Below are 20,980 nucleotides of genomic sequence, written 5' to 3'. Positions count from 1 at the left end.
GGGAGTGGCTTTCTGACTTTTATTCTTCAAGAACATGAAATCCATTTCCTTAAAACTGCCGGTTGCCAGCTTCGCGGCGCTACTGATGCTGCTAACATTGCTGAGCGGATGCGACATAGATCTGCCCAATCCCAACGCGGCCTCGGACGAGGACACGCTTAGCTCACGTGAGGGCCTACTAGCGTTGAGTGTGGGCTTGCGCCAGGTGTACTCCACTCAGGCTCTGGAGCCTATTATTCTCACTACCGGAACTACGGCCCGCGAGGTGAAAGGCATCACGACGTTTTTCAACATCACGGAGCTGGAGCAAGGTGGACCGCAGCTTTCGCCTAATAATGCAAATACCTCGGCCCTGTTCGCGCGCAACTACCGTGTTATTCGCACGGCCGATCAACTGATTGGAGCCGCGCCGGGAGTGCTAGCCGCCGATGCGCCCACTCGCAGTGGTGTACTGGCACACGCCTATCTGTTCAAAGCTGCCGCGCTGGCAGGAGTAGCTTCGGGCTTCGAACAGGGGCCGCTGACGGCCGTCGATGGCACCCCTACTTTTGTCCCACGTCAGGAACTGCTGGCTGAGAGCATCCGCCTGCTCGATCTAGCCGCTGAGACGTTGGCAGCTAATCCTCCCTCGGCCGAGTTCAACACTACGGTGCTAGGCACGGCCTTCAACCTGCCCAATACTGTGCAAGCCTACCGTGCCCGCTTCAACCTGCGAGCCGGCAACTACGCTGCTGCCCTCGCCGCCGCTAACCTTGTCAACCTGTCTGTACGCTCCGAGTTCACCTACTCAGCTCAAAATCCAAACCCAGTATTTCAGTTCACTATTCTAGCGGGCACCAACTTTCGCCCTCGCGAAAACTTTGGTTTGTCGGCTAATCTGCTGGAAGTTGGCGACGGCCGCTTGGCTTTCTACCTGACCGGACCCGTGGTGCGCAATACAGAAAATGGAAGTACCGACAACATTCGGTCGTTGGCTGGCTTCTTTGGCACAGTTAGCACATCTATTCCGGCATACCAGCCCGATGAAATGCGTCTAATACGGGCTGAGGCCAATTTACGAGCTGCTACCCCTAACATTCCTGCTGCCTTGGTTGACATCAACGCCGTGCGTACCCAGGCTACTGGTGACTTGTTCAACGTCCATGCTAACCTACCTGCTTATAGCGGTCCGCAAACAGTAGAGTCCTTGCTGCTAGAAGTATACAAGCAGCGCTCTGCCGAACTGTTTCTGAGCGGGCAACGACTGGAAGATAGCCGCCGCTTCGGCCGTCCAACCCCACCAGCTAATTTAACGGAGCGCAACCGTAACTTTTACCCTTACCCCCAGCAGGAGCGTGTAAACAACCCCAATACACCCGCCGATCCTGCGATCTGAGTTGCTTTGATAGACTGAAAACGTCATGCTGAGCGCAGTAAAAGCACATGGCCTAGTTCGCTGGAAGTGTATTCCAGTAACATGGTCGAGTGCTTAGTCCTGCGTCTAGCATGGCGTTCTTCTTGTTACCGTATCTTGATTTTGCTAACGCGAAACTTCTGGGTGATAAATAGTGCCTCGATCTTCACTTGGAGCGATACCCTTCATAACTTTTCACATCGCCCCACTCCACCCCATGCAAACCACTACCCAAGCCGCTGTAGAAACCACTGGTGCGATGCCGTTGGCTGAGGCTTCGCAGCCGGCGCGCCTCGTTTCGCTTGATGTGTTTCGGGGGCTCACTGTGATGGCGATGATATTGGTGAATAACCCTGGCGACTGGGGCCACATTTACGCGCCGCTGGAGCACGCGCACTGGCATGGCTGCACGCCCACGGACCTCATTTTTCCGTTTTTTCTGTTCATTGTGGGGGTGAGCATCGTGTATGCGCTCGACTCGGCGCGGCGGCAGCCAGCCACGCACGGCCGCACAATGGCGCGGATTCTCAAACGCTCGGCCATCTTATTTGGCTTGGGGCTGTTGGGGGCGCTATACCCGAAGTTCGAGTTTGATACAGTGCGGATTCCGGGAGTGCTGGCGCGTATCTCGTGGGTGTTTCTGGTGTGCGGGGTGCTGTTTCTGAAGACCACGCGCCGGCAGCAGCTGGGGCTGCTGGCGTTGGTGCTGGTGATCTACAATGTACTCCTGCAAGTGGTGCCGGTGCCTGGCTTCGGTGCGGCCAATATTGAAGCCGGTACCAACCTTGGTGCTTGGCTGGATAGGCTCGTCTTCACCGAAAACCACCTCTGGAAAAGCAGCCGCACCTGGGACCCGGAGGGGTTGCTCGGTACATTGCCCGCCGTGGGTACCGGCCTGCTCGGGATGCTGACAGCCCAGTGGCTGCGCCGTAAAGACGTGGAGCCAGCTGCGCGGGTGGCGTGGCTGTTCGTAGCTGGAGCCGGGGTCATCATTCTAGGAATGATTTGGAATAGCTGGTTTCCCATCAACAAAAGCCTCTGGACCAGTTCCTACGTGCTCTACACCGGCGGCCTTGCTATGGCTTCCTTAGCTGGTCTTTACTGGCTTACGGACGTGCAGGGCTACCGCGGCTGGTGGACCAAACCCGCCCTAGCCTACGGGGTCAACGCCATTACCGTATTCTTCCTCTCTGGCATCGTCGCCAAAACGCTCAACTTTATCAAAGTGCCCGGTGCTGATGGCACTCCGGTGGCTTTGAAAACGTGGATGTACACTACCTTCTTTACACCTTATTTAAGCCCCATCAACGCTTCTCTAGCCGGTGCCATCACGTGCGTGCTTATCTGGCTGGGCGTGTTGTGGGTGATGTACAAGAAAGGCGTGATTATTAAGGTCTGATCACGGATTAGCACGGATTTTAACGGATTGCACGGATTTTGTGGACGATTAAAACCAGCAGGACTTGCCTTATGGCAAGTCCTGCTGGTTTTGGCATATTTAGACGGAATTAGTGTCGCCCACGAAATCCGTGCAATCCGTTAAAATCTGTGCTCATCCGTGATCCGAAAGTCGTGAAATTCGCTTAAATCCGTGCCAATCCGTGATCAGAAAGAATAGCCCGCGAAATCTTGGCGGAGTTTGGTTTTGAGGAGCTTGCCGGTGGCGGTGTGGGGTAGCTCATTCACGAATTCTACGGCGTCGGGTTTCCACCAGGTGGCTACTTTGCCGTCGTAAAAAGCCAAGAGTTCTTCCTTGGTTACGGTGGCGTCAGGTTTGCGGACGACGATTAGCAGGGGCCTTTCGCTCCATTTCGGGTGGGGCACGCCGATGACGGCGGCTTCGTCTACTTGGGGGTGGGCGACGGCCAGGTTTTCCAGTTCGATGCTCGAAATCCACTCGCCGCCTGATTTGATGACGTCTTTGGAGCGGTCCGTAATCTGTACGAAGCCGTCGGGGTCGATGGTGGCGACGTCACCGGTGCGGAACCAGCCGCTGGCGGTGAGTTGGCCTTGCGTTTCGGCGCGGAAGTAGTCGGCCACGACGAAGGGGCCGCGCACGAGTAAGTCGCCGAAGGCGTGGCCGTCGTGGGGTAGGGGGTGGCCGGTATCGTCCACTATTTCCAGGTCGATGCCGAAGATGGCGCGACCCTGCTTGGTTTCAATGGCGAACTGCTCGTCTTCGCTGAGCTTAAGGTGCTTGGTTTTGAGCGTGCAGACGGTGCCCAGCGGCGAAGTCTCCGACATGCCCCAAGCGTGGCGGATCTGCACGCCCAGCTCCTCATCGAATGCTTTTAACAAAGCTGGTGGGCACGAGGCGCCACCCACAATCATGCGCCGGAGCGTGGTGAATTGCAGTTTTTTCTCCCGCATAAACGTCAGCAGCCCAAACCAGATGGTGGGCACGCCAGCCGTAAACGTGACCCCTTCCGTCTCATATAGCTCGTACAAGCTAGCCGCGTCCAGGCCGGGGCCGGGCAGCACGAGCTTGCAGCCATTGAGCGGCGCCGCGTACGGAATGCCCCAGGCATTGACGTGAAACATGGGCACCACCGGCAAGACGACGTCGCGGGCCGAGCAGTTGAAACAGTCGGGCAGGGAGGCGGCGTAGGAGTGGAGCAACGTGGAGCGGTGGGAGTAGAGTACGCCCTTGGGCTGGTCGGTGGTGCCGGAGGTGTAGCAGAGCGAAGACGCCGTATTTTCGTTGAACACGGGCCACTCGTATTCCGCCGACTCGGCCGCCAGCAGGTCTTCGTAGCAGCGGAGGTTGGGCAGATTACTGGTCTCTCCTTCCGGGGTTTGGGGCATGTGGGCGCGGTCCGTCATTAGCACCCAGTCTTTCACCAGCGGGCAGTGCGACGCCAGTTTTTCCACCAGGGGCAGGAACGTAAGATCGAAGAAAATTACGCGGTCCTGGGCGTGGTTGATGATGTAGACGAGCTGCTCGGGAAACAGGCGCGGGTTGATGGTATGGCACACGGCCCCGCTGCCCGACACCGCATAATATAGCTCCAAGTGGCGGTGCGTGTTCCAGGCCAAGGTGCCCACCCGGTCGCCAATACTCACGCTCAGACCAACCAGCGCATTGGCCAGCTGCTTGCTGCGCTGGCTCAGGCCAGCGTACGTGTAGCGGTGCAACACCCCCTCGGGCAGGCGCGACACAATTTCAGTATCAGAATGCCACTTGGCGACGTATTCCAGCAGCCCTGCGATGCGCAGAGGCTCGTTCATCATTAATCCTAGCATGGGAAGAGCGTTGGTGGGCCTTTAAGCTAGGAATTTGTACCCGTTATTCCACGTAAGATTCTCTGCTCCCATTGCCTGACACTGCGAATCTCTGCGCCTAACCCTGCGAAACACTGAGAGAAACAAAAAAGCCCCGACCATTAGACCGAGGCTTCTCGAATGAGGCGGAATAAGCTTTAACTGGCCCGCCCAATTTGCGTAGCAGCCGGCACTTCAATGAGTTGACCAGTTTTCACGTCGTAGATGTAGCCGTACACCGGAATGGTGGCCGGTACCAGCGGGTGCTGCCGAATACGCTGTACGTCATCGACCACGCTTTGCTCTAGGTTTTTGAAGGTGAGGAAAGCAATGTGGCGCGCTTCCGTCGAACCGGGACCCTGGCCGACATCATGCCAGCCAGTTTCATCGACGGTGGCCGTTTCCAGGCTGTTAGCCAGCAGGTCGCGGATGATGTCGTCGGTGAAAAGCGCCATGCCGCAGTCGGTGTGGTGGATGACGAAGAATTCCTTGGTGCCCAGCAGTTTGTAGGAAATGACCAGAGAGCGAATGGCGTCGTCGCTGGCCCGGCCGCCAGCGTTGCGGATAACGTGGGCATCACCTTCGGCCAGACCAGCATACTTGGCCGGGTCGAGGCGGGCATCCATGCAGGTGAGAATGGCGAAACGGCGAGCCGGAGGCAGCGCCAAGCCGCCTTTTTCGCCGAAGCTGGCTTGGTACTGCTGATTGGCGTCGAGAACTTCCTCTAAAATCTGGCTCATGAAAAACTGGTTTGGAATGGCAGAAAACGGGTGAGTTTAGGCTAAGCGGGTAAGGGCTGCGCGGCGGGCCAGTCGGTAGGCACTTGGGCAATGTGTTGCACGTAGTTGTTGAAGGTGTTGAGCGCCACCACCCCAATCAGCTCCACAAGGGCCGCTTTGCTGTAGCCGGCCGCGAAAAACTCGTCGAGCGTTTCCTGCGATGGGTGGCCGTTGTTGCCGACGATGCTCAGCGTCAGGGCCGCCAGCGCGTTGAGGCGGGTATCGGTGCTGCTGGCGGTGCGCACGGCAATGGTTTCTTCTTCGGTCAGACCCTGGAGCTTACCGACGGTGGTGTGGGCGGCCACGCAGTAGTCGCACTCATTGGCTTCGGAGGCGGCCAGGTATATCGTTTCAATTTCGCGGCCGCTTAGCTCGCCTTGGCTCAAAGCCGTACCGAAACCGATGGACCCATTGAGAGCCTGCGCCGAATGGGCGAAGGTGGCGTACAAGTTGGGCACGAAACCCAGCTTGCCGCGCAGGCCATCGAAAGTGGCTTTGGCGCCCTCCGGGGCCTGCTCACGGGTGAGTACTTGCAATTGATTGCTCATGAAGAAAAAGTAAAAGTGTGAATGGAAGAGAAGGCGAAAAGGCCCTCTTCGCAGTTCACGCGCGGCAGCTACCATGGACCTCTTCTCCAACTTCTGCCACCCAGCTGTGCAGCCGTACGGCCGCGTTTGCTTCAGGCAAGCACGCTAAGCACCAAGGCACATAAGGCCAAGGCTTAACCCGAAAGACAGAAAAGAGGAAAGGCGCGGTAGCGGGAAAACGCGATACGCAGTCAGGCAAGCAGCCAGTGCTGGAGCGCTTCAGGGCTGGACTAGCCTACCGTAAGCGCAAACTGGAAGAGGAAACGTGTGGGTCCTTCAACAACCACTCCCGGCCGGACACGCGACGCAACAACACATTCGCAGGCTAGCAACGAGGTGGGGCGGTAGGGCAGGGGAGGGAAAGAAGGTGTCCACGGCAACTTGTTTTTATATGGTCAGGAGTTGGCACCGTTCCAGCTTGTCACTGGGGGTTGCCGGCGTTTCGTCGAGCCTGTCTCTCCACGCCTCTGTATAAAAACAATCCTTTTATAGGTAAAGAATTGGTGCTCAAATGTAGTAGATGAATTTCAATAAAGCCACATAGCCAAATTGTTAAGAAATCGGGGCTTAGAATTGCGTGATGAGAGCTTAGACCAACTGCTTGTTTTGAATCTTGTTACGACTTGCTCAGTCAGAATTTTCCAGCCCCGGAGGGGCGGCATATCGGTAGCCCACGACAGCACACTATCTCCTAAGCCCTGTAGGGGCGACACTGGTTTAGGCCCTAATGGCGTGTCGCCCCTACAGGGCTTGTTCTTTCTCTTCTCGCTAAATACTACCGATATGTCGCCCCTCCGGGGCTGGAAGAATGTCAATAGTGTAAGGCTTGCCCGTACACAGATTGTGTAGACGTTTGTTCTACTTGACCACCGGGGACAGCGCGTCCTGACATGCTGAGTGCAGCCGTCGCGCTAGCATCGGTTACGACATTAGCCAGATGCTTCCTGCACTCGGCATGACAGGGTGCCGCCACATAATCTCAGAGAAAACGCAGCGGCCCGCAGAAGAATATCCTCCGCGAGCCGCTGCGTTTTTGGGCTGTAGAACCTCTTGGAAAGTTATTCCTCTACCGTTGTTTCTACAGTTTGCTTCTGCACCGGTCGCACACTTTCCAGCGTCACTTGCAGCACGTTGGTGCGCACGTTCAGCTCCGAGATTTTATTGTTGCGGCGCGTGGGGTTCACGCGGTTGGTAAGCACGATGCACATGATTTCCTCCTTGGGGTCGACCCAGAAATAGGTGCCCGTGTAGCCGGTGTGGCCGTAGCTGAGTGGCGAGGCGCTTTTGGCGGAGTTCACGGCCGGGTTGGTGGCGGGCCGGTCGAAGCCGAGGGCGCGGCGGTTGTCGGGGCAGAACTGGCACTTGGTGTACTCGGCCAGAGTTTCGGACTTCAGTATCTGTTGGTTGCCGTAGCGACCGTTCCAGGCGTAGAGCTGCACCAGCTTGGCCAGGTCGTTGGCGGAGCCAAAAAGGCCGGCGTGGCCGGAGAGGCCGCCGAGCAGAGCCGCGCCTTCGTCGTGTACGGTGCCGTGGAGCTGGCCGTGGCGAAACAGCGAATCGTACTCGGTGGGGGCAATGCGGCTGAGCGGGAAGCGGCGCGTGGGGTTGTAACCGAGTGTGGTGGCGCCCAGCGGCCGGTAGATTTCGTCGGTGATGAACTGGTTGAGGGGCTTGCCGCTGGCGGATTTCACGAAGCGCGGGTATAGAATGAATGACAAATCGGAGTACACATACCCCGGCTTCTCATTCAGCGGCGACTCGGCAATGGCTTTCACAATCCGCGCTGGGAAGTCCTTGCGCGCCCACAGCTTGGGGCCCGCGTGTAGCGGGAAGCGGGCCGATGAATCGGGGCGGAAGTAGCGGCGGCTTAGTTCCGAGGGTTTGGTGGTGGACACGTCCTTCGCGTCGGGGCTTTTGCCGAACAGAGCGTTGAAGATGCCGCGCGGCTTGGTGTAGTCTTTCCAGAACGGAATCCAGGCTTTGAGGCGAGCTTGGTGGGTGAGTACGTCGCGCAGCTTCAGGTCTTGCTTGTTGGTGCCGGCCAGTTCCGGGAATAGCTGGCCCATGGTCATGTCGGGATTGAATTTGCCTTGGTCCTGGAGCCGCATAAGGGCCGGCAGTGCGGCGGCTACCTTCGTCACGGAAGCCAAGTCGTAGAGGTCGGTGTTGCGGACGGCGCGGCTGGGTTTGCCGGCCTGCGCGGGGGCATCGGCAAAGGAGTGCGTGCCGTAGCTTTTGCGCATCACCACCGTGCCGCGCCGGGCAATGAGCACCTCGCCACCGGGAAACGCACGAGCCGCAATGGCGCCGTTCATGATGGAGTCGACGCGGGCTTCGAGGTTGTTGTTCATGCCCACGGCTTCGGGCTGGCTGTAGCGCAGCCGAATGCCGCCTTGTGTGGCTAAGCCCTTGCCGTAGCTGTATTTGTCGCTCACCGTCACGGGCAGGTGGCCGCTGGCCGAGATGCCGCCGAAAATCACCTCTGCCGCCACGTCCTGGGCGTTTTTACTTTCTTGGTAGGCCATGACCACGGCATCGGCGCGGTCCAGGTCCCGGATTTTAGCCACGGCGTACGCTGAGCCAAACACCGTCACGATGAGTTTTTGGCCCTTGCTGCCCATTTCGCGCAGCAGCACGTTGGTTTCCGGGCTCACCCCGAAGTTGGTGGCGGGCAGGCGGCCGAGGTTGTTGACGCCAATCAGCACCGTGTTGTAGGCTTTCAGCGTCTCGCGCATTTGCGTCAGCTCGTTGAGCGAGGGTGCGGCTGGCAGCCAGAAGTGGCGCACCGGCGCGTAGTCGGCCACCATGCGCTGGAAGTCGGTGGTGTCGCGGGTGCCGATGGTGAGCGTGGCGAGGCGCAGCGTATCGAGGCGTTGCAAGGGGAGCAGGTTCTTCTCGTTGCGCAGCACCGTCACGCTTAGCTCGGTGAGGCGCTGGCTCAGGTATTGGGCGTGGGGCGTGTTGAGGTCGGCGGTGATATTCTGGAGGTCGATGGGGCGGTATTTGTTCAGGCCGGCCCATTCTTTCAGGGCCAATACTTTGCGGCAGCGAGCATCAATGTCAGCCTGCGAAATCCGGCCGCTGTCGATGGCGGCGCGCACCATTTTCAGGGCCAACGGCACGTTTTTGCTGAACTCCAGAATGTCGTTGCCGGCTTCGAGGGCGCGCACGTCGGCTTCGCCGGGCGGGTACTTCGAGATGACGCCCTTCATGTTCATGGCGTCCGTGAAGATGATGCCCTCAAAGCCCAGCTTCTGCTTCAGTAAACCCGTCGTGATGGGCCGGGAGAGCGTGCTGGGCAGGCCGGTGGTGTCGAGGGCCGGAATATTGAGGTGGGCCACCATCATGCCACCCAGCCCGCGCGCCATCAGGCTCCGAAACGGGAACAGCTCTAGCGTATCAATGCGCCGCTTGTCGATGCGCAGCAGGGGCAGGGCCAGGTGGGAGTCGGTGTCGGTGTCGCCGTGGCCGGGGAAGTGCTTAGCCACGGCCAGCACGCCCGCATCCTGCATGCCTTTCATGTAGAGGTAGCTCTTTTCGGTCACGTTCTGGCGGTCTTCGCCCCAGCTGCGGAAGCCGATAACGGGGTTGGCGGCGTTGTTGTTGACATCAACCACCGGCGCGAAATTGACGTGCATGCCCAGGCGCTTGAACTGCGCGGCTACTTCGGTGCCCATGTCGTAGAGGAGCTGGTTTTCGCGGACGCCCCCCAGGCTCATCTGGTAAGGAAACCGCACCACGCTATCCAGGCGCATGCCCACGCCCCATTCGGCGTCCATGGCCACCAGCAGCGGCACTTTGGCCTGGCTCTGGTAGCGGTTTAGGAGCTTGCTTTGCCGCACTGGCCCGCCCTGAAAGAAGATGAGCCCGCCCACGCCGTACTGCTGCACCAGCGCCGTCACGGAGTCCTCATCGATGCGCTTGCGGTTGGAGTAGGCGGCCACCATAAAGAGCTGCGCCACGCGCTGGTCGGGCGTGAGCGTCGCCATCACCGAATCGACCCAGCGGGACTTACGCAACTGCCCGACAAACGGCACCGGCTGGTTGCGGCGCTTCGGGGCCGGCTTGGCTTTGGCGGTAGTCTTGCTAGCCGCCGTGCCCTTTTTCGGTGTGGCCGCTGGGCGTTTGGCTACGGAGGCGGGTTGGCTCCGGGAGGTTGCGCGGCGGCTTACGGCGCGGGTGGTTTTCTTCTTGGACGCGGGCTTGCGGCGGCTTTGTGCGGCGCTATCGAAGGGGCTCAGCAACACCAGCAGCAGCCACAGAAACGGGAGAAAACGGGGGGTAGGCAAGGACAGGAGAGGATGGGTTGGGTGGCGAATTTACGGGAATACGGGTCTTTTGTGTCAAGGAAAAGGAGCTGTGGCAGAAGCGCCGTATCTGCGTACGCAATCCATTCACTGCCAGAAACTCACTACCACACTATAACCGCAAGCCAAAAGCCCACCTCATCACCCACAGACACGCTGGAACAAGCGGACGAAATTGCCACCGATGATGCCGTTGATATGGTCGTTGGAATAGTTGCGGCGGGCTAGGCCTTCGGCTAGTGCGCTTAGGCGGTTGGGAGCGTTAAGGGCGGCTACGCGTACGTGTTGCACGGGCCATTCGGCGCTGGGATTGCCGTTGTTTAGCTGCTGTACCCGCGCCATGCGGGTTTGTTCAGCAGTGGCATCGAGCTGGTCAAGGCCGCCGTCGCTGCCGAAGCCTACCTGGGTGGGGCCGATGAGTTGCACGGCGTGGTCAATGTGGTCAAGTACGGTGTCGAGTGAGGCCGTGGGGCCTGCGGTGAGCCAGGTCGTTAGGTTGAACACGCCGAAAAAACCACCGGCTTTGCCGAGCGCCCGTATCTCGTCGTCGGTCTTGTTGCGGGCCGTGGGGGCCAGGGCGTGGCAGCCGGCGTGCGTGACGGCGCAGGGTTGTTTGGAGAGGTCTACGGTGTCGAGCAGAGTCTGGCGGCTGCAATGTGACAAATCGACCACCATGCCCAGAGTGTTCATCGCCGCCACCAGCCGCTCGCCGGCTCGGCTCAGCCCGCCGTCGCGCTTTTCCATAAACGAATCGGCCCAGGGAGTGCGCTCGTTGTGGGTGAGCTGGAGCACGCGCAGCCCGAGGGTGTGAAAGAGGCGGAGCGTGGCCGCGAAATCACCCGACGGCACCCCCAGAATATTCGCATCCTGGCAGGCTAGCACGATACCTAGCTTGGCTTCCCGTTTGGCGCGGGCGAAGTCTGCGGCCTGGCGTACGGCCACTACCTTGGCGTCGGGCGCTTGAAACCGCTCGTTCCACTGTGTGAGCACGCGCACTGCTCCTGTATACTCCCGTGGGTATAGGTCCAAATCGAATACTGCTGCCGACAGCCCACCTTTCAAAGCTCGGTCGATTGTTTCGGGCGTGATTCCGTCAAAGTTGTAGCACAGTGTGTCGATTCGGATAGGGTCTTTGGCGGCCAGAGCATCGGGGGCGAAGGCACTACCGGGCCATTCGGCACCGGTGGTGGGCAGGGCCGCCACCATACCCGCTGAAGTCAGGCCGGAAAGAAAGTCGCGTCGGGAAAACATAAATAGGAGCTGGCTAGAAGTTGAGGATGGAAGAGAGGAGCAGCGCGCGGCGTCGATTAGACGTTAGCGTTTCGCCTTCAAATGCTTGAGGGCCGCTTCCAGCACCGTGTCGCGGCCGTTGCGCACGTCGCGCACGGTCGGATGCACTACTATCTGCGGCTGCACGCCAACTCCCACGAATTCCTTGCCGTCGGGGTAGGTGTCGCGCTTGGTGCAGATGCGGGCCGAGCCGCCACCGGGCAGCGCGAAAGATACCGGCTGGCCGGTACTGCCGCCAGTGGGCTCCCCCATGATTTGGCCGCGTTTCATGCCGTCGAAAGCCACGGCAAAATCCTCGGCGGCCGAGTACGTGCCGGCGCCAGTAAGCACCACTACGGGCTTGGTGTAAAGGGTGCCGCCTCCTTTAGGTTGATTAGGAGCTTCGGCCTCCGACACCCACTGCGGGGTTCTGCCCCAGGCCCGAAACGGAGCAATGTAGTTGCGCGTCCTCCATTGCGAGGTTGGGAATGGCTGGTCGGTTAGGTAGCTGAGCACGTCGTACCCGATGTCGCTGTTGCCGCCGCCATTGTTGCGCACATCGAAAATGAGGGCGCTGGTTTGGCTTAGCTGCGGGTATGCATCGGCGAAGAGCTTCTTCAGATTTTCGTCGCCGAAGGTATTTAAGGCCACGTAGCCCACATTGCCGGGCAGCATCTTCACTTCCATAATCGGGCGCTTGGGAGCCTGATCGGGGTAGCCGCTCCGCGCAATGGTTTTCTGGAAAGAGCGGCCCTTGGCGTCGCGCAAGGTCAGGGCGATGGGTTGGCTGGCACTGCCGGCCAGCAGCGTATAGGTGTAGATCCGCTGGGTAAGGTCCTGCGGTGTAGAGGCACTGGCCCAAGCGGCCCGCGCCTTGGCGTAGTCGTGCACCGGAATCCCATCAACGGCCACTACTTCCAGCCCCGGCGCTAAACCCTGTTGCTGTAGAGTTAGGCTCGTGACTTCAGTGATCAGCACTTTCCCCTCCATGAGGCTGGTGCGCAGAGGAGGCCGTTCGTTTACTTCACTTTGCAATTCTTTGGGCGGATATACATTGGTGTGGCCGTCGTGTAGTTGGGCGCACATTGCTTGCAGCACTTGGTAGTAAGCCAGCGTAGTAGGCGCGGCTTGTACTTTCGGGATGGTAGCCAAGTAAAGACTGTCCCAGGACAGCTTGGGCACCTTATCAAAGAAGGCAAAGCCGTACTTAGCTTCCGACCAAAACTTGGCGAGACCTGCTAGTTTCTGGTCGTCGCTGAGCATGGGTTGGTAGGGCGTTTTCCAAACCGGGTCATTCCACAAACGCTGCTCTACTTTCACCTGTTGGTCGGAGTAGGGGATGTAGACGGGCTGGGGCTGTTGCGCGCGGCCGGGAAGCGCCGCCAGTAGCGGCAGGGCAAGCAGGCAGAGGTATCTCATACACAATGAGGGGAAGAGGGTGTGTAGTCCGAAGCTAAAGACGATGAGCCAAAGACAGCCCGAGGCTCGCCGAAGCTGCGTACCTGGCTGGCTTCCCCTAACCCCCGCCAGTTGACTAGGCGCCGCCTTCCGGCCTGTTTCTTGAGCGACGTAATGAGCTGCAAATAAAGAAAATCACCCCATAAAAAAGCCCGCCGTGTGGTGCAAACCGGCGGGCTTTTCTATGACTGGTCAGCGGCAGGACTACTGCCGCTCTTTCAGGAAACCGAACTTGCGCCGTTCGGCGTCGGCGCGGGTTTCGTCGGGGTAGTTGGCTTCGATGAGGCGCAGCAACGAGCGAAGCACCTGCTCCACGTCGTCGCGGAGGGTGTTTTTGCCGGCTACGCCCGTGGAGCGGGTACCGCGGGCTTTATCGGTCTTCTTTACCAGGGCGGCGTACTCGGTGGCCAGGGGCTGCCAGTAGGCAACGCCAAACTCCGCGGCGGGGTCGAAGCCGTGGGCGGTAAGGGCCGCTACCAGCTTCTTCAGGCTCTTGGTGCGCTCGGTGCGGTTGCGGGGCAAACTGCCCTTGCTGTCGAATCCAAATTCGGGGTGGAAGGCGCGGCCCTTGTTCTGGCGGGCATACTTCACGGCCAACATACTGCGCACGATGGAAGCGTGCTCATCAATTTCGTCGTCGAGCACGCCCAGGCGCGCTACATCGGGCGAGAGGGAATCGCCGGTCTGGTCGGTGGCACCGAGGTTGGCGGTATAGTCGGTGGCGAGCTGCCGGAACGCGGCGCTGGTGGTGTACACCAGCGTCAGCTCGGGCCGTTGCAGCCATTCATCGGCGGCCAGCTCGGCCAGGGAGGCGATGTCGAGCTCGGCGCGGGGGATATAGCCCGTTTTACTGGTAGAAGATGGGGCCTGCGGCGTACCGTCGGGGCCGGCGAGAGGAGTAGGCATAGAAGAGAAAGGATGAAGAAGAGAAAAGCACCACGTTTAAATATATAAATAATAATGTACAGGGCGCGCCACGGACCCTCCGCGTCTTTTCCCGAGGCTCCGTGGCACGCCACGCGAGCCTAGCAACTTTTCCCGAGGGCGCGTGGCATGCCACGCAAGCCCGGGAAATTTTCCCGAAGGCCCGTGACACGCCACGCGCCCTCGGGAAAAGGTACGGAAGGCGCGTGGCATGCCACGCGCCTCCAGGAGTGTTACGCGGCAGGTGCGACACGCTACCGGGGCGCTACTTCACGTCAATAACCTGTTCGGTCAGCGGCTTGCCGTCTTCGCCTTTGAGCTGGGCCGTGACGAGCAGCTTCTTGCCCTTCTCACGGAACTGGAGTAAGCCGTAGTGCTTCTGGTTGATGAGCGGACCCACGCGCAGGTCGTTGGCCTCACCCTTGTTGTTGGCGGCCGGGTGCGTGAGGCCGCTGGATGTGATTTCGTAGACCGGGTACGTGCCGCCGGTCGGCGTGAGTTTGGAAATCTCCCCGATGTGCCGGTCGCCGCTCACGAGCAGCACGCCTTTGGCTTTGCTCGAAACCAGCAGGTCGAGGAAGCGTTGGCGGGTGGCCGGGAAGTTGGCCCACTTCTCGTAAGGGTGCTGAGTGGGCAGAAACTGAATGCCCGAGGCGATGATGTGGGCATCGGCGGTGCTATTGGTGAGCTGCTGCTCCAGCCACTGCCATTGCGCCGCGCCCAGCAGGTCGCCGGTGGGGTTGGGCAGGTAGCCGCGGGTCGGGTCGCGTTGCAGCTCGTCCTGGAAGTACCGGTCGTCGAGCAGAATCACCTTCACTTTCTTACGGCCCACCTGGTAGTCGTAGGAAGTGTAGATGCCCTCCTGCGTGCGGCGTGGGGTGCCGGCGGGTTCCTTCAGGAAATCGAGGGCGAGTTGCTGGCTTTCTTTCTTGTAAGGATACTCTTTGCCGGCGTCGTTGCGGCCGTAGTCGTGGTCGTCCCAGGTGCCGATGATGACGGGCACCTGCGCCCGGAACTGGCTGTAGGCGGGCAGGTTGAACTGCGTGTCGTACTTCTGCTTGAGCACGGCCATGTCGTCGGTGTCGCCGTAGATATTGTCGCCGAGCCACATCCAGACGTCGGGCTTGTCCTGGGCAATAACGGGCCACAGCGGCTGCGGCAAATCAATCCGGTTGCAGGAGCCGAAGGCGATGGTAAGGTCTTTCTTCTGGGCTTCGGCGGGGCTGCTCCACAGCAGAGCCGCCGCCAGAGCGAACACTAGAGTTTGCTTCATGCCGCAAAGATGCCACATTGCCCAAGCCAACCGTCGGGACGCGGTGTGAAGATTAGGTTAAGAGGCATGTGAGATACCGAATTGTAGGGCAAGAGAAGTAAGAGGGTTCGGTGTCTTCTGAGATGCTGTTTTGCCCCGGGTATTCGTGCCTAGCTACAGCCTGCTTAACCCAAGTTGCGACGTAGCCGCGTAGCGGCTCAAGGATTGTAGAAAACAAGCCTAGAACGACCCCGCGCCGCGTAGCGGTGCCAGATCGACGGACGTCTCTCCTCGAACCGAATTGAGGCTACAAACCTATTGCCGCTACGCGGCTACGCCGCAACTTGGGTTACGGGGCCTACTTATCAGCAACGAAAAAGCCGCTCCCGATAGGAAGCGGCTTTCGTGGTGGTGCCTGCTCTGGTCTGCCCGCTTTTTCGCGGGCTGACCGGTCGAAGGGCGCGCGGCTTGTTAAGGAAGAATTGCGGTGAATGGGCAGACGAAACAACCTCAGCTTGCGGCGACCGGTCTGCCCGCTGAAAAGAGCGGGCAGACCGGGGCGTTCTGGCGTTGCGCCGATTCCCACCCGGTAGGCAGTTTTTCGTCGCCTGCCGGGTGGGTTCAGCCGAAGCGCGCTACTGTTTCTGGAAGCGGCGGGTGAAGGTGCCGTTGTCGGTGGTGATGCGCAGGAAGTACACGCCCGGAACCAAATCGGCCACGCTCAGGCGAGTGCTGGGCTCGGGGCGGCGGAGAGTTTCGGTTTGTACTGTTTGGCCTAGCACGCTCAACACTTCCAACCGGCGAATAACTTCCCCGGCCGGACCTTCCACCCGCAACTGGCGGCTGGTCGGGTTGGGGTAGAGCTGAAACTCGCTGGCTGCCCGGACCGGCCGGTTGGACAGCGGCGCGCCCTGGTAGTCGGCCGCCGAGCGGGGCCACAGCTCGTAGCCTTCCGCGTAGGGCATATCGGCATCGAACTGATACACCACGCCGCGGAGCGTGAAGTAGCCTTGTGGCGCGGAAGCGTTGTAAAGCGCCGTTTGGCGATGGATGAAGGCGCGGTAAGTCCGCACGCTATCCTGCACATCCACGCCAAAGCCGGGGAAGCCCTGCCCGGTGGTCCATTGCGCGGCATTCACGAGGCGCAAGCGGCGCAGCTCCACCGGCAACGACTCCAGGCTGTCCACCAACGCGCCCGTTACGCGCAGCGGCGTAGTCAGCGGCGCGGCGGCCGTCAGCAGCCGAATCGAATCGGCCTGGAAGCGAATCAACCCATTTTCCTGGCTCAAACGGCCAATCACCCGCAGCCGGTCGCCGAGGCGCACGGCGTAGCTGGCATTGTCGGCGGAGCGGAACACGTTGATGGCTTTGCCGCCATCTACCAGCGAGAAATCGAGGCCGGTAGCGCGGAAATTGGGCGAGTTCACCACGCCTTCGAGCTTGCAGTACACGCCCACGGAGTCGGCCGCGCCGGTGGGACGGATGCCGCGCACCTGCGCAATCCGATAGGCTGGGATTCGGCCCACTACTGGCGCTGGCCCGCCAGCCCGCACTCGCACGTAGCGGTGGATGCCCAGCCCGTTCCAGGCACAATAAATCAATGTGTCGCCCGTCACGGATACGCCCAGGCCGCGGGCTTCGGCGTTGCCAAGCTCCGGCAGCGGCAGCGTCCAGAGGCGCTTGTTCACTTCGTCGCGGAAGTGGAAGGATGCCGCCGTGGCCCCCGCCGCCCGCACGGCGGCGTAGACTTTACGGCCTCGCAGCACCTGCACACCGCTGGAACCCGCCGCTAAGCTGGTAATGGGTGTGGCTAGCTGGTAGTTCACAGTATCGGTGCTGGTGAAGCGCTGGATCTGGGCCGTGCCGGGGTCGGGGAGGTAGAGCGTGAGGCCGTTGGGCTCGATGGCGAAGGCGCGGGCTAGAATGCGGCCCGGCAGCGTGAGGCGTCGCACCTGCTGATAGGTGTTGCCGGTTTGCTTGAGCACGTACACGTAGTCGTCGCCCCAGAGGCTGGCCACGTACACCCGGCCCAGACTATCAGCGCGGGGCGTGGTGAGGGTGTTGCTCTGCGTGTTGGACCGCACGGGCGCGGTCCAGGAGGCCATAATCACGCCGGTCTGGGCGTTGATTTTCACCAGGCGGCTGTTGGAGCTGAGTAGGATGTGGCCGTCCCGGTCGGTGCCCAGGCCGGTGTTGTTGGCGCTCAGGCCCAGGGCCGAATTGAGCAGCGGCGAGAAGCTAGCGGGTACGCCGGCGCGGGTCTGGGCGTAGATCTTGCCGTAGTAATCCACGTACCACAGTTTGCCGAAACCGTCGTAGGTGGCGCCGTAGCCACTGCCGTTGGGCACGAGGTTGCCGTCGTAGCGGTACTCGGGCGCGGGCACTTCCACGAGGTCGGTGAGCGGGGCGTCGCTCTTGGTGAGCTGCAACACCCGGGCCGGACCAGCGCTGATGTTTTTGCCGTCGGAAGTAAGCACGCGCTGGTAGAACGTAACGGGCGTGCCAGCTGGCGTAGCGCCAAGCAGCGCGTACCAAGCATCTTCGCGGCGGCGTAAAGTGGTGAGGCGGCCAGTGCCCTGCTCAAATAGCACAGTGCTGAAAGAAGAGTCGCGGGCCAGCTGGTAGAAGTAAGTCACGGCGTCGCCGTTGGGGTCCACGCTGTTGGCCCAGCTCACGTTGAAGAGCGCCTCAATATTGCGCACCGCATACACGTTGCCGGGCCGCGTGTTAGTGACGGCCGTACGGGCCGGGGCGCGGTTGGCGGCATCGTACAACTGGCCGCGAATTTCCCCGTTGGGCGCGGCTTGCGTGCGCAGCTTCACGAACAAGCCGCCCGCCATGAGTTGGTCGGTAATAGTATCGGACTTGGCATCGAGCGTGCCCGTGAAGGAGCCGCTCCGTCCGTCCGCCGACGTTACGGTGAGCTGCGTCAACAACCGGCCTTGCTCGCCGTGCGGGCCGCTGTATACTGCCACCGCCGAGCGGTCTTCGAGCAGCGGGCTGCGCAAATTGCTGAACGTGCCCGTAACCTGTACGCGGTTGCCGCTGATGGTAGCTTGGGCCGCGCCGGTTCCCTGCGGAGCTTGGCCGGTTTCGAGGTGGAGGCTGGAGAGGCTGGCGCTGCTGGGCGCCAACTTGGCATCGCGCCGGATGATGAACGTGCCGTCGTAGGAGTAGATGATGCGCGGCAGGATGCTCGGGTCGAACACGCTCATATCGGCCGCGTTGCGCTGTTGGATGTCGTAGGTGGTGTAGGCCACGCTGTCTTGGTCGTAGAACACGTCCATGAGCGTGATGGTGTTCACCGGCGCTTTGTCGAGCGTGAGCCACGGACGCGGACCCGAGCCAGCCGCTCCGGCGTTAAGCAACTCCAGGTCGCCGCGCTTGCCGGGGTAGTAGGCGTGGTGGTGCCCGCTGATGTAGGTGGTCACGTCGAGGTCCTCCAGGATGCGGCGCAGCTGCTCGCTGTTGCGCAGGATGTTGCCCGGCGTGTCGCGCTCCTGGGCAATAGCGTACAGTGGCAAGTGGCCCACGAGGAAGCGCATCTTAGCGGCCCGCGCCGCCGGCGAGCTAAACTGCTGCTGCACCCAGGCCAGGTTGGCGGGCGTAATCTGGTCCGAAGAAGCATCCCAGCTCACGATAAACGCCTGATCCTGCTTAAACGAGTAGTACACCGGAAACTCGGTGCTGTCCACGAAATCGAGGCGGGGCGTCACAGCCGGATTCTGCCAGAATTCCTGCGTAACGCGCCGCTCCAACGGCAGCGAGCGGGTACCATCGTGGTTGCCGAGCGTGAAGGCAAACGGCACGTTGGCCCGCCGAAACTTGCTGGTTACGGACCTATCGAAGCCCTGCCACATGGTACGCATGATGGCCTCGGTGCTCACGCCCTGGCCCGCCACCATGTCGCCGCCACACACCACTAGATCGGGCCGCCACAGGCGCGGAATCCGCTGCATGATGCTGTCTACCTGCCATTCGTAAGTGCTGGAACCCAGCGCCCCGTTCAGGTCCGATACCACCGCAATGCGCAGATTGCCCCGCTGCGGCTGGCTGCCGCCGCCTCCCCCAGGGAAACGCTCCAGCTCCACCAACCGAATGGCGTCGGCCACTACGCGGGTGCCGCCCTGGCCGCGGGCTAGCAGTTCCACGTAGTCGCCGGGGTCCAGCTCGAAGGTGCCGAGCACGTTCCAGCGGGCCGTGGTAGAAAGGTCGTTTTGCGCAGCGTACAGTGTGTCGCGGCGGGTGCCGCGGTGCAGTACGTAGGGCACGCGCCGGGCATTGTCGAGGCCCTGCGTCCACCAAGCCGCCAACTGATAGCGGCCGCGGGCCAGCTGGCCCAAACCGTAGCGGGCCGTGGTGCCCACGGCGCCTATCGTCGCCGTTCGGGAAGCTGTAGTGCCGTAGTTGCTCGTGTGGTTGGTGGCACTCCATAACCCCTGCTCAGTATAGAGCGGGTTGTTGGTGTCGATGATGGTAACGGCGCGGCGTGGAGTTGCCACGTCCTCTTGCAACACCAGCGCCGAAGCATTAGCGCGCAATTGATTGCGGTTGCCGCCATCCTGGTCAGACGGGTTATTCACCACTTCGTCGGCGGCTAGCATGGTCGTGGAGCCGCCGCCATCAAGGTTGAGAGCCTCGATAGCGCCTAGCTCCTTCATCAGCTGGGCCAGTTCCTCCAGTGTAACGCCGGCGCTGGCCCGCTGGCGGCCATCTACGGCCACTACCATCACCGTGTCGCCGGCCAGATAGCCCACGGCCGTGCGCGGATTGCGGGCCAGAATATCATCGGCTACTACCTCCTCACCACTCGTGATGCGCACGGTGCCATTGTGCACCAGCACTGGCGCTCCACCCACGGCTTGGCTGGCATTCCAGATGGCCGCGCCCGCCGGAAACGTGGGGCTAGGTACCGGTTGCGGAGTTTGGGTGGGATCATTTGGGCTGGGAGTCGGATAAGCCCAGGTGGTGTTATCGGGGCCGTCTACGCTGCCGCCCAGGCCGTAGACCCAGGCCACATCGGGGCGGCGGTTTACGAGCCCGAAAGCACCGCGGGTCGGGTAGTAGGTGCGGCCGTTGCGGGCAATGGCTTTCTGGTTGGGAGCCACGCCATTGCCATCCGTGATAACGAGGCTAACCGACGCGGTGGAGCTGAAAAAACCACCGTTCGAGGCCCAGATGGCCTGGTTGGCCTGCGCGTGCTCGGCGGTGGTTTTTAGGCGGAAGTTGGGTCCTTTTTCTGCTCCTACAGCCCGCAGGCGCAGGTTTCGGTCGGAAAGAGCCATTTTGGTGTACATGGCCCGTACGCGCTGGCCGCCGGGCAGCGTACCGTTGGTTTCGAACACGCGCACCGAGGGCGGGAGCAGCACGTTCAGGTCTTCGCGCGGCGCCCAGCGCAGGTTGAGGGGCGTGGTGGGCTGGGCGAGGCTGGGCAGCCAGGGCAACAGCGCGCCGGCCAGCAGCAAGTACAGCTTTTTCATAGGTGTGGAGATGGAGTTAGACGGAAAGCCAGGCAAAAGTATCTCCGCATTTTTCCATTTTGTGCCACTTCCCGAAGGCTTAACTATAAGGTTACGTAGCGGTAAACTAGGCAATGTGGCTCGCAGCAAATAGCCCGAAACCCAATCCTAATTAAGCTATAAGCTGACGTTGCGCAGCGAGGCTGTACGGAGCTGAATCTGGTAATCATAGCTGATTTCCTGGCCCCATGCTTGTAACTACGGAAGCTGCCAGCAGCTACCTTTGTGTTT

The 20,980-nt window shown here is 60.8% G+C and carries 11 protein-coding genes and 1 riboswitch; of the genes, 2 read left to right on the top strand and 9 right to left on the bottom strand.

All coding sequences use genetic code 11. The annotated features are described in order from the left end of the window. The first annotated feature begins 34 nt into the window (after positions 1 to 34). Positions 35 to 1,375, top strand: a complete 1,341-nt coding sequence (locus tag ACYSMN_RS20870) for a RagB/SusD family nutrient uptake outer membrane protein (RefSeq protein WP_488925854.1) — start codon at positions 35 to 37, stop codon at positions 1,373 to 1,375. A gap of 235 nt (positions 1,376 to 1,610) precedes the next feature. Next, on the top strand, positions 1,611 to 2,792 hold the full coding sequence (locus ACYSMN_RS20865) for an acyltransferase family protein (protein ID WP_488925853.1): 1,182 nt from the start codon (positions 1,611 to 1,613) through the stop codon (positions 2,790 to 2,792). 206 nt (positions 2,793 to 2,998) lie between these two features. Here ACYSMN_RS20865 and ACYSMN_RS20860 read toward each other — a convergent pair whose 3' ends face one another. From ACYSMN_RS20860 to ACYSMN_RS20820, 9 genes are all read right to left on the bottom strand, one after another. Next, the gene (locus ACYSMN_RS20860) at positions 2,999 to 4,636 is read right to left on the bottom strand and encodes a 3-(methylthio)propionyl-CoA ligase (RefSeq protein WP_488925852.1); all 1,638 of its coding nucleotides are present in this window, start codon (positions 4,634 to 4,636) and stop codon (positions 2,999 to 3,001) included. Between the two features lie 176 nt (positions 4,637 to 4,812). Next, positions 4,813 to 5,394 carry a beta-class carbonic anhydrase gene (locus ACYSMN_RS20855; protein WP_488925851.1) on the bottom strand — a complete coding sequence of 194 codons (582 nt, stop codon included), beginning with the start codon at positions 5,392 to 5,394 and terminating at the stop codon, positions 4,813 to 4,815. Positions 5,395 to 5,435: 41 nt separating this feature from the next. After that, positions 5,436 to 5,981 carry a carboxymuconolactone decarboxylase family protein gene (locus tag ACYSMN_RS20850; protein WP_488925850.1) on the bottom strand — a complete coding sequence of 182 codons (546 nt, stop codon included), beginning with the start codon at positions 5,979 to 5,981 and terminating at the stop codon, positions 5,436 to 5,438. A gap of 423 nt (positions 5,982 to 6,404) precedes the next feature. After that, a riboswitch (SAM riboswitch) is annotated at positions 6,405 to 6,498 on the bottom strand. 580 nt (positions 6,499 to 7,078) lie between these two features. Beyond that, positions 7,079 to 10,309 carry a serine hydrolase domain-containing protein gene (locus ACYSMN_RS20845; RefSeq protein ID WP_488925849.1) on the bottom strand — a complete coding sequence of 1,077 codons (3,231 nt, stop codon included), beginning with the start codon at positions 10,307 to 10,309 and terminating at the stop codon, positions 7,079 to 7,081. 159 nt (positions 10,310 to 10,468) lie between these two features. Then, positions 10,469 to 11,578 (bottom strand): dipeptidase, encoded by a 1,110-nt coding sequence (locus ACYSMN_RS20840; RefSeq protein WP_488925848.1) that lies wholly within the window; start codon positions 11,576 to 11,578, stop codon positions 10,469 to 10,471. A 63-nt stretch (positions 11,579 to 11,641) separates the two neighbouring features. Further along, entirely contained in the window at positions 11,642 to 13,015 is a 1,374-nt protein-coding gene (locus ACYSMN_RS20835; RefSeq protein WP_488925847.1) for a S41 family peptidase, read from the bottom strand. 243 nt (positions 13,016 to 13,258) lie between these two features. Next, entirely contained in the window at positions 13,259 to 13,960 is a 702-nt protein-coding gene (locus ACYSMN_RS20830; protein WP_488925846.1) for a hypothetical protein, read from the bottom strand. Positions 13,961 to 14,243: 283 nt separating this feature from the next. Continuing rightward, positions 14,244 to 15,251: an alkaline phosphatase D family protein gene (locus ACYSMN_RS20825; RefSeq protein WP_488925845.1), complete on the bottom strand. Its 1,008-nt coding sequence runs from the start codon at positions 15,249 to 15,251 to the stop codon at positions 14,244 to 14,246. A 614-nt stretch (positions 15,252 to 15,865) separates the two neighbouring features. Continuing rightward, on the bottom strand, positions 15,866 to 20,710 hold the full coding sequence (locus ACYSMN_RS20820) for a phosphodiester glycosidase family protein (RefSeq protein ID WP_488925844.1): 4,845 nt from the start codon (positions 20,708 to 20,710) through the stop codon (positions 15,866 to 15,868). Between the last annotated feature and the right edge of the window lie 270 nt (positions 20,711 to 20,980).

It is taken from the genome of Hymenobacter sp. M1-2, from assembly GCF_057808495.1.
Note: the sequence above shows the minus strand (reverse complement) of the source record. Positions and strands in the feature narration are given on the sequence as shown.

Excerpts from the sequence above, each read along its gene's own strand:
- ACYSMN_RS20855 (WP_488925851.1), bottom strand. The coding sequence starts at position 5,394 with ATGAGCCAGATTTTAGAGGAAGTTCTCGACGCCAATCAGCAGTACCAA.
- ACYSMN_RS20850 (WP_488925850.1), bottom strand. The coding sequence starts at position 5,981 with ATGAGCAATCAATTGCAAGTACTCACCCGTGAGCAGGCCCCGGAGGGC.
- ACYSMN_RS20870 (WP_488925854.1), top strand. The coding sequence starts at position 35 with ATGAAATCCATTTCCTTAAAACTGCCGGTTGCCAGCTTCGCGGCGCTA.
- ACYSMN_RS20860 (WP_488925852.1), bottom strand. The coding sequence starts at position 4,636 with ATGCTAGGATTAATGATGAACGAGCCTCTGCGCATCGCAGGGCTGCTG.
- ACYSMN_RS20820 (WP_488925844.1), bottom strand. The coding sequence starts at position 20,710 with ATGAAAAAGCTGTACTTGCTGCTGGCCGGCGCGCTGTTGCCCTGGCTG.
- ACYSMN_RS20840 (WP_488925848.1), bottom strand. The coding sequence starts at position 11,578 with ATGTTTTCCCGACGCGACTTTCTTTCCGGCCTGACTTCAGCGGGTATG.
- ACYSMN_RS20835 (WP_488925847.1), bottom strand. The coding sequence starts at position 13,015 with ATGAGATACCTCTGCCTGCTTGCCCTGCCGCTACTGGCGGCGCTTCCC.
- ACYSMN_RS20865 (WP_488925853.1), top strand. The coding sequence starts at position 1,611 with ATGCAAACCACTACCCAAGCCGCTGTAGAAACCACTGGTGCGATGCCG.
- ACYSMN_RS20825 (WP_488925845.1), bottom strand. The coding sequence starts at position 15,251 with ATGAAGCAAACTCTAGTGTTCGCTCTGGCGGCGGCTCTGCTGTGGAGC.
- ACYSMN_RS20830 (WP_488925846.1), bottom strand. The coding sequence starts at position 13,960 with ATGCCTACTCCTCTCGCCGGCCCCGACGGTACGCCGCAGGCCCCATCT.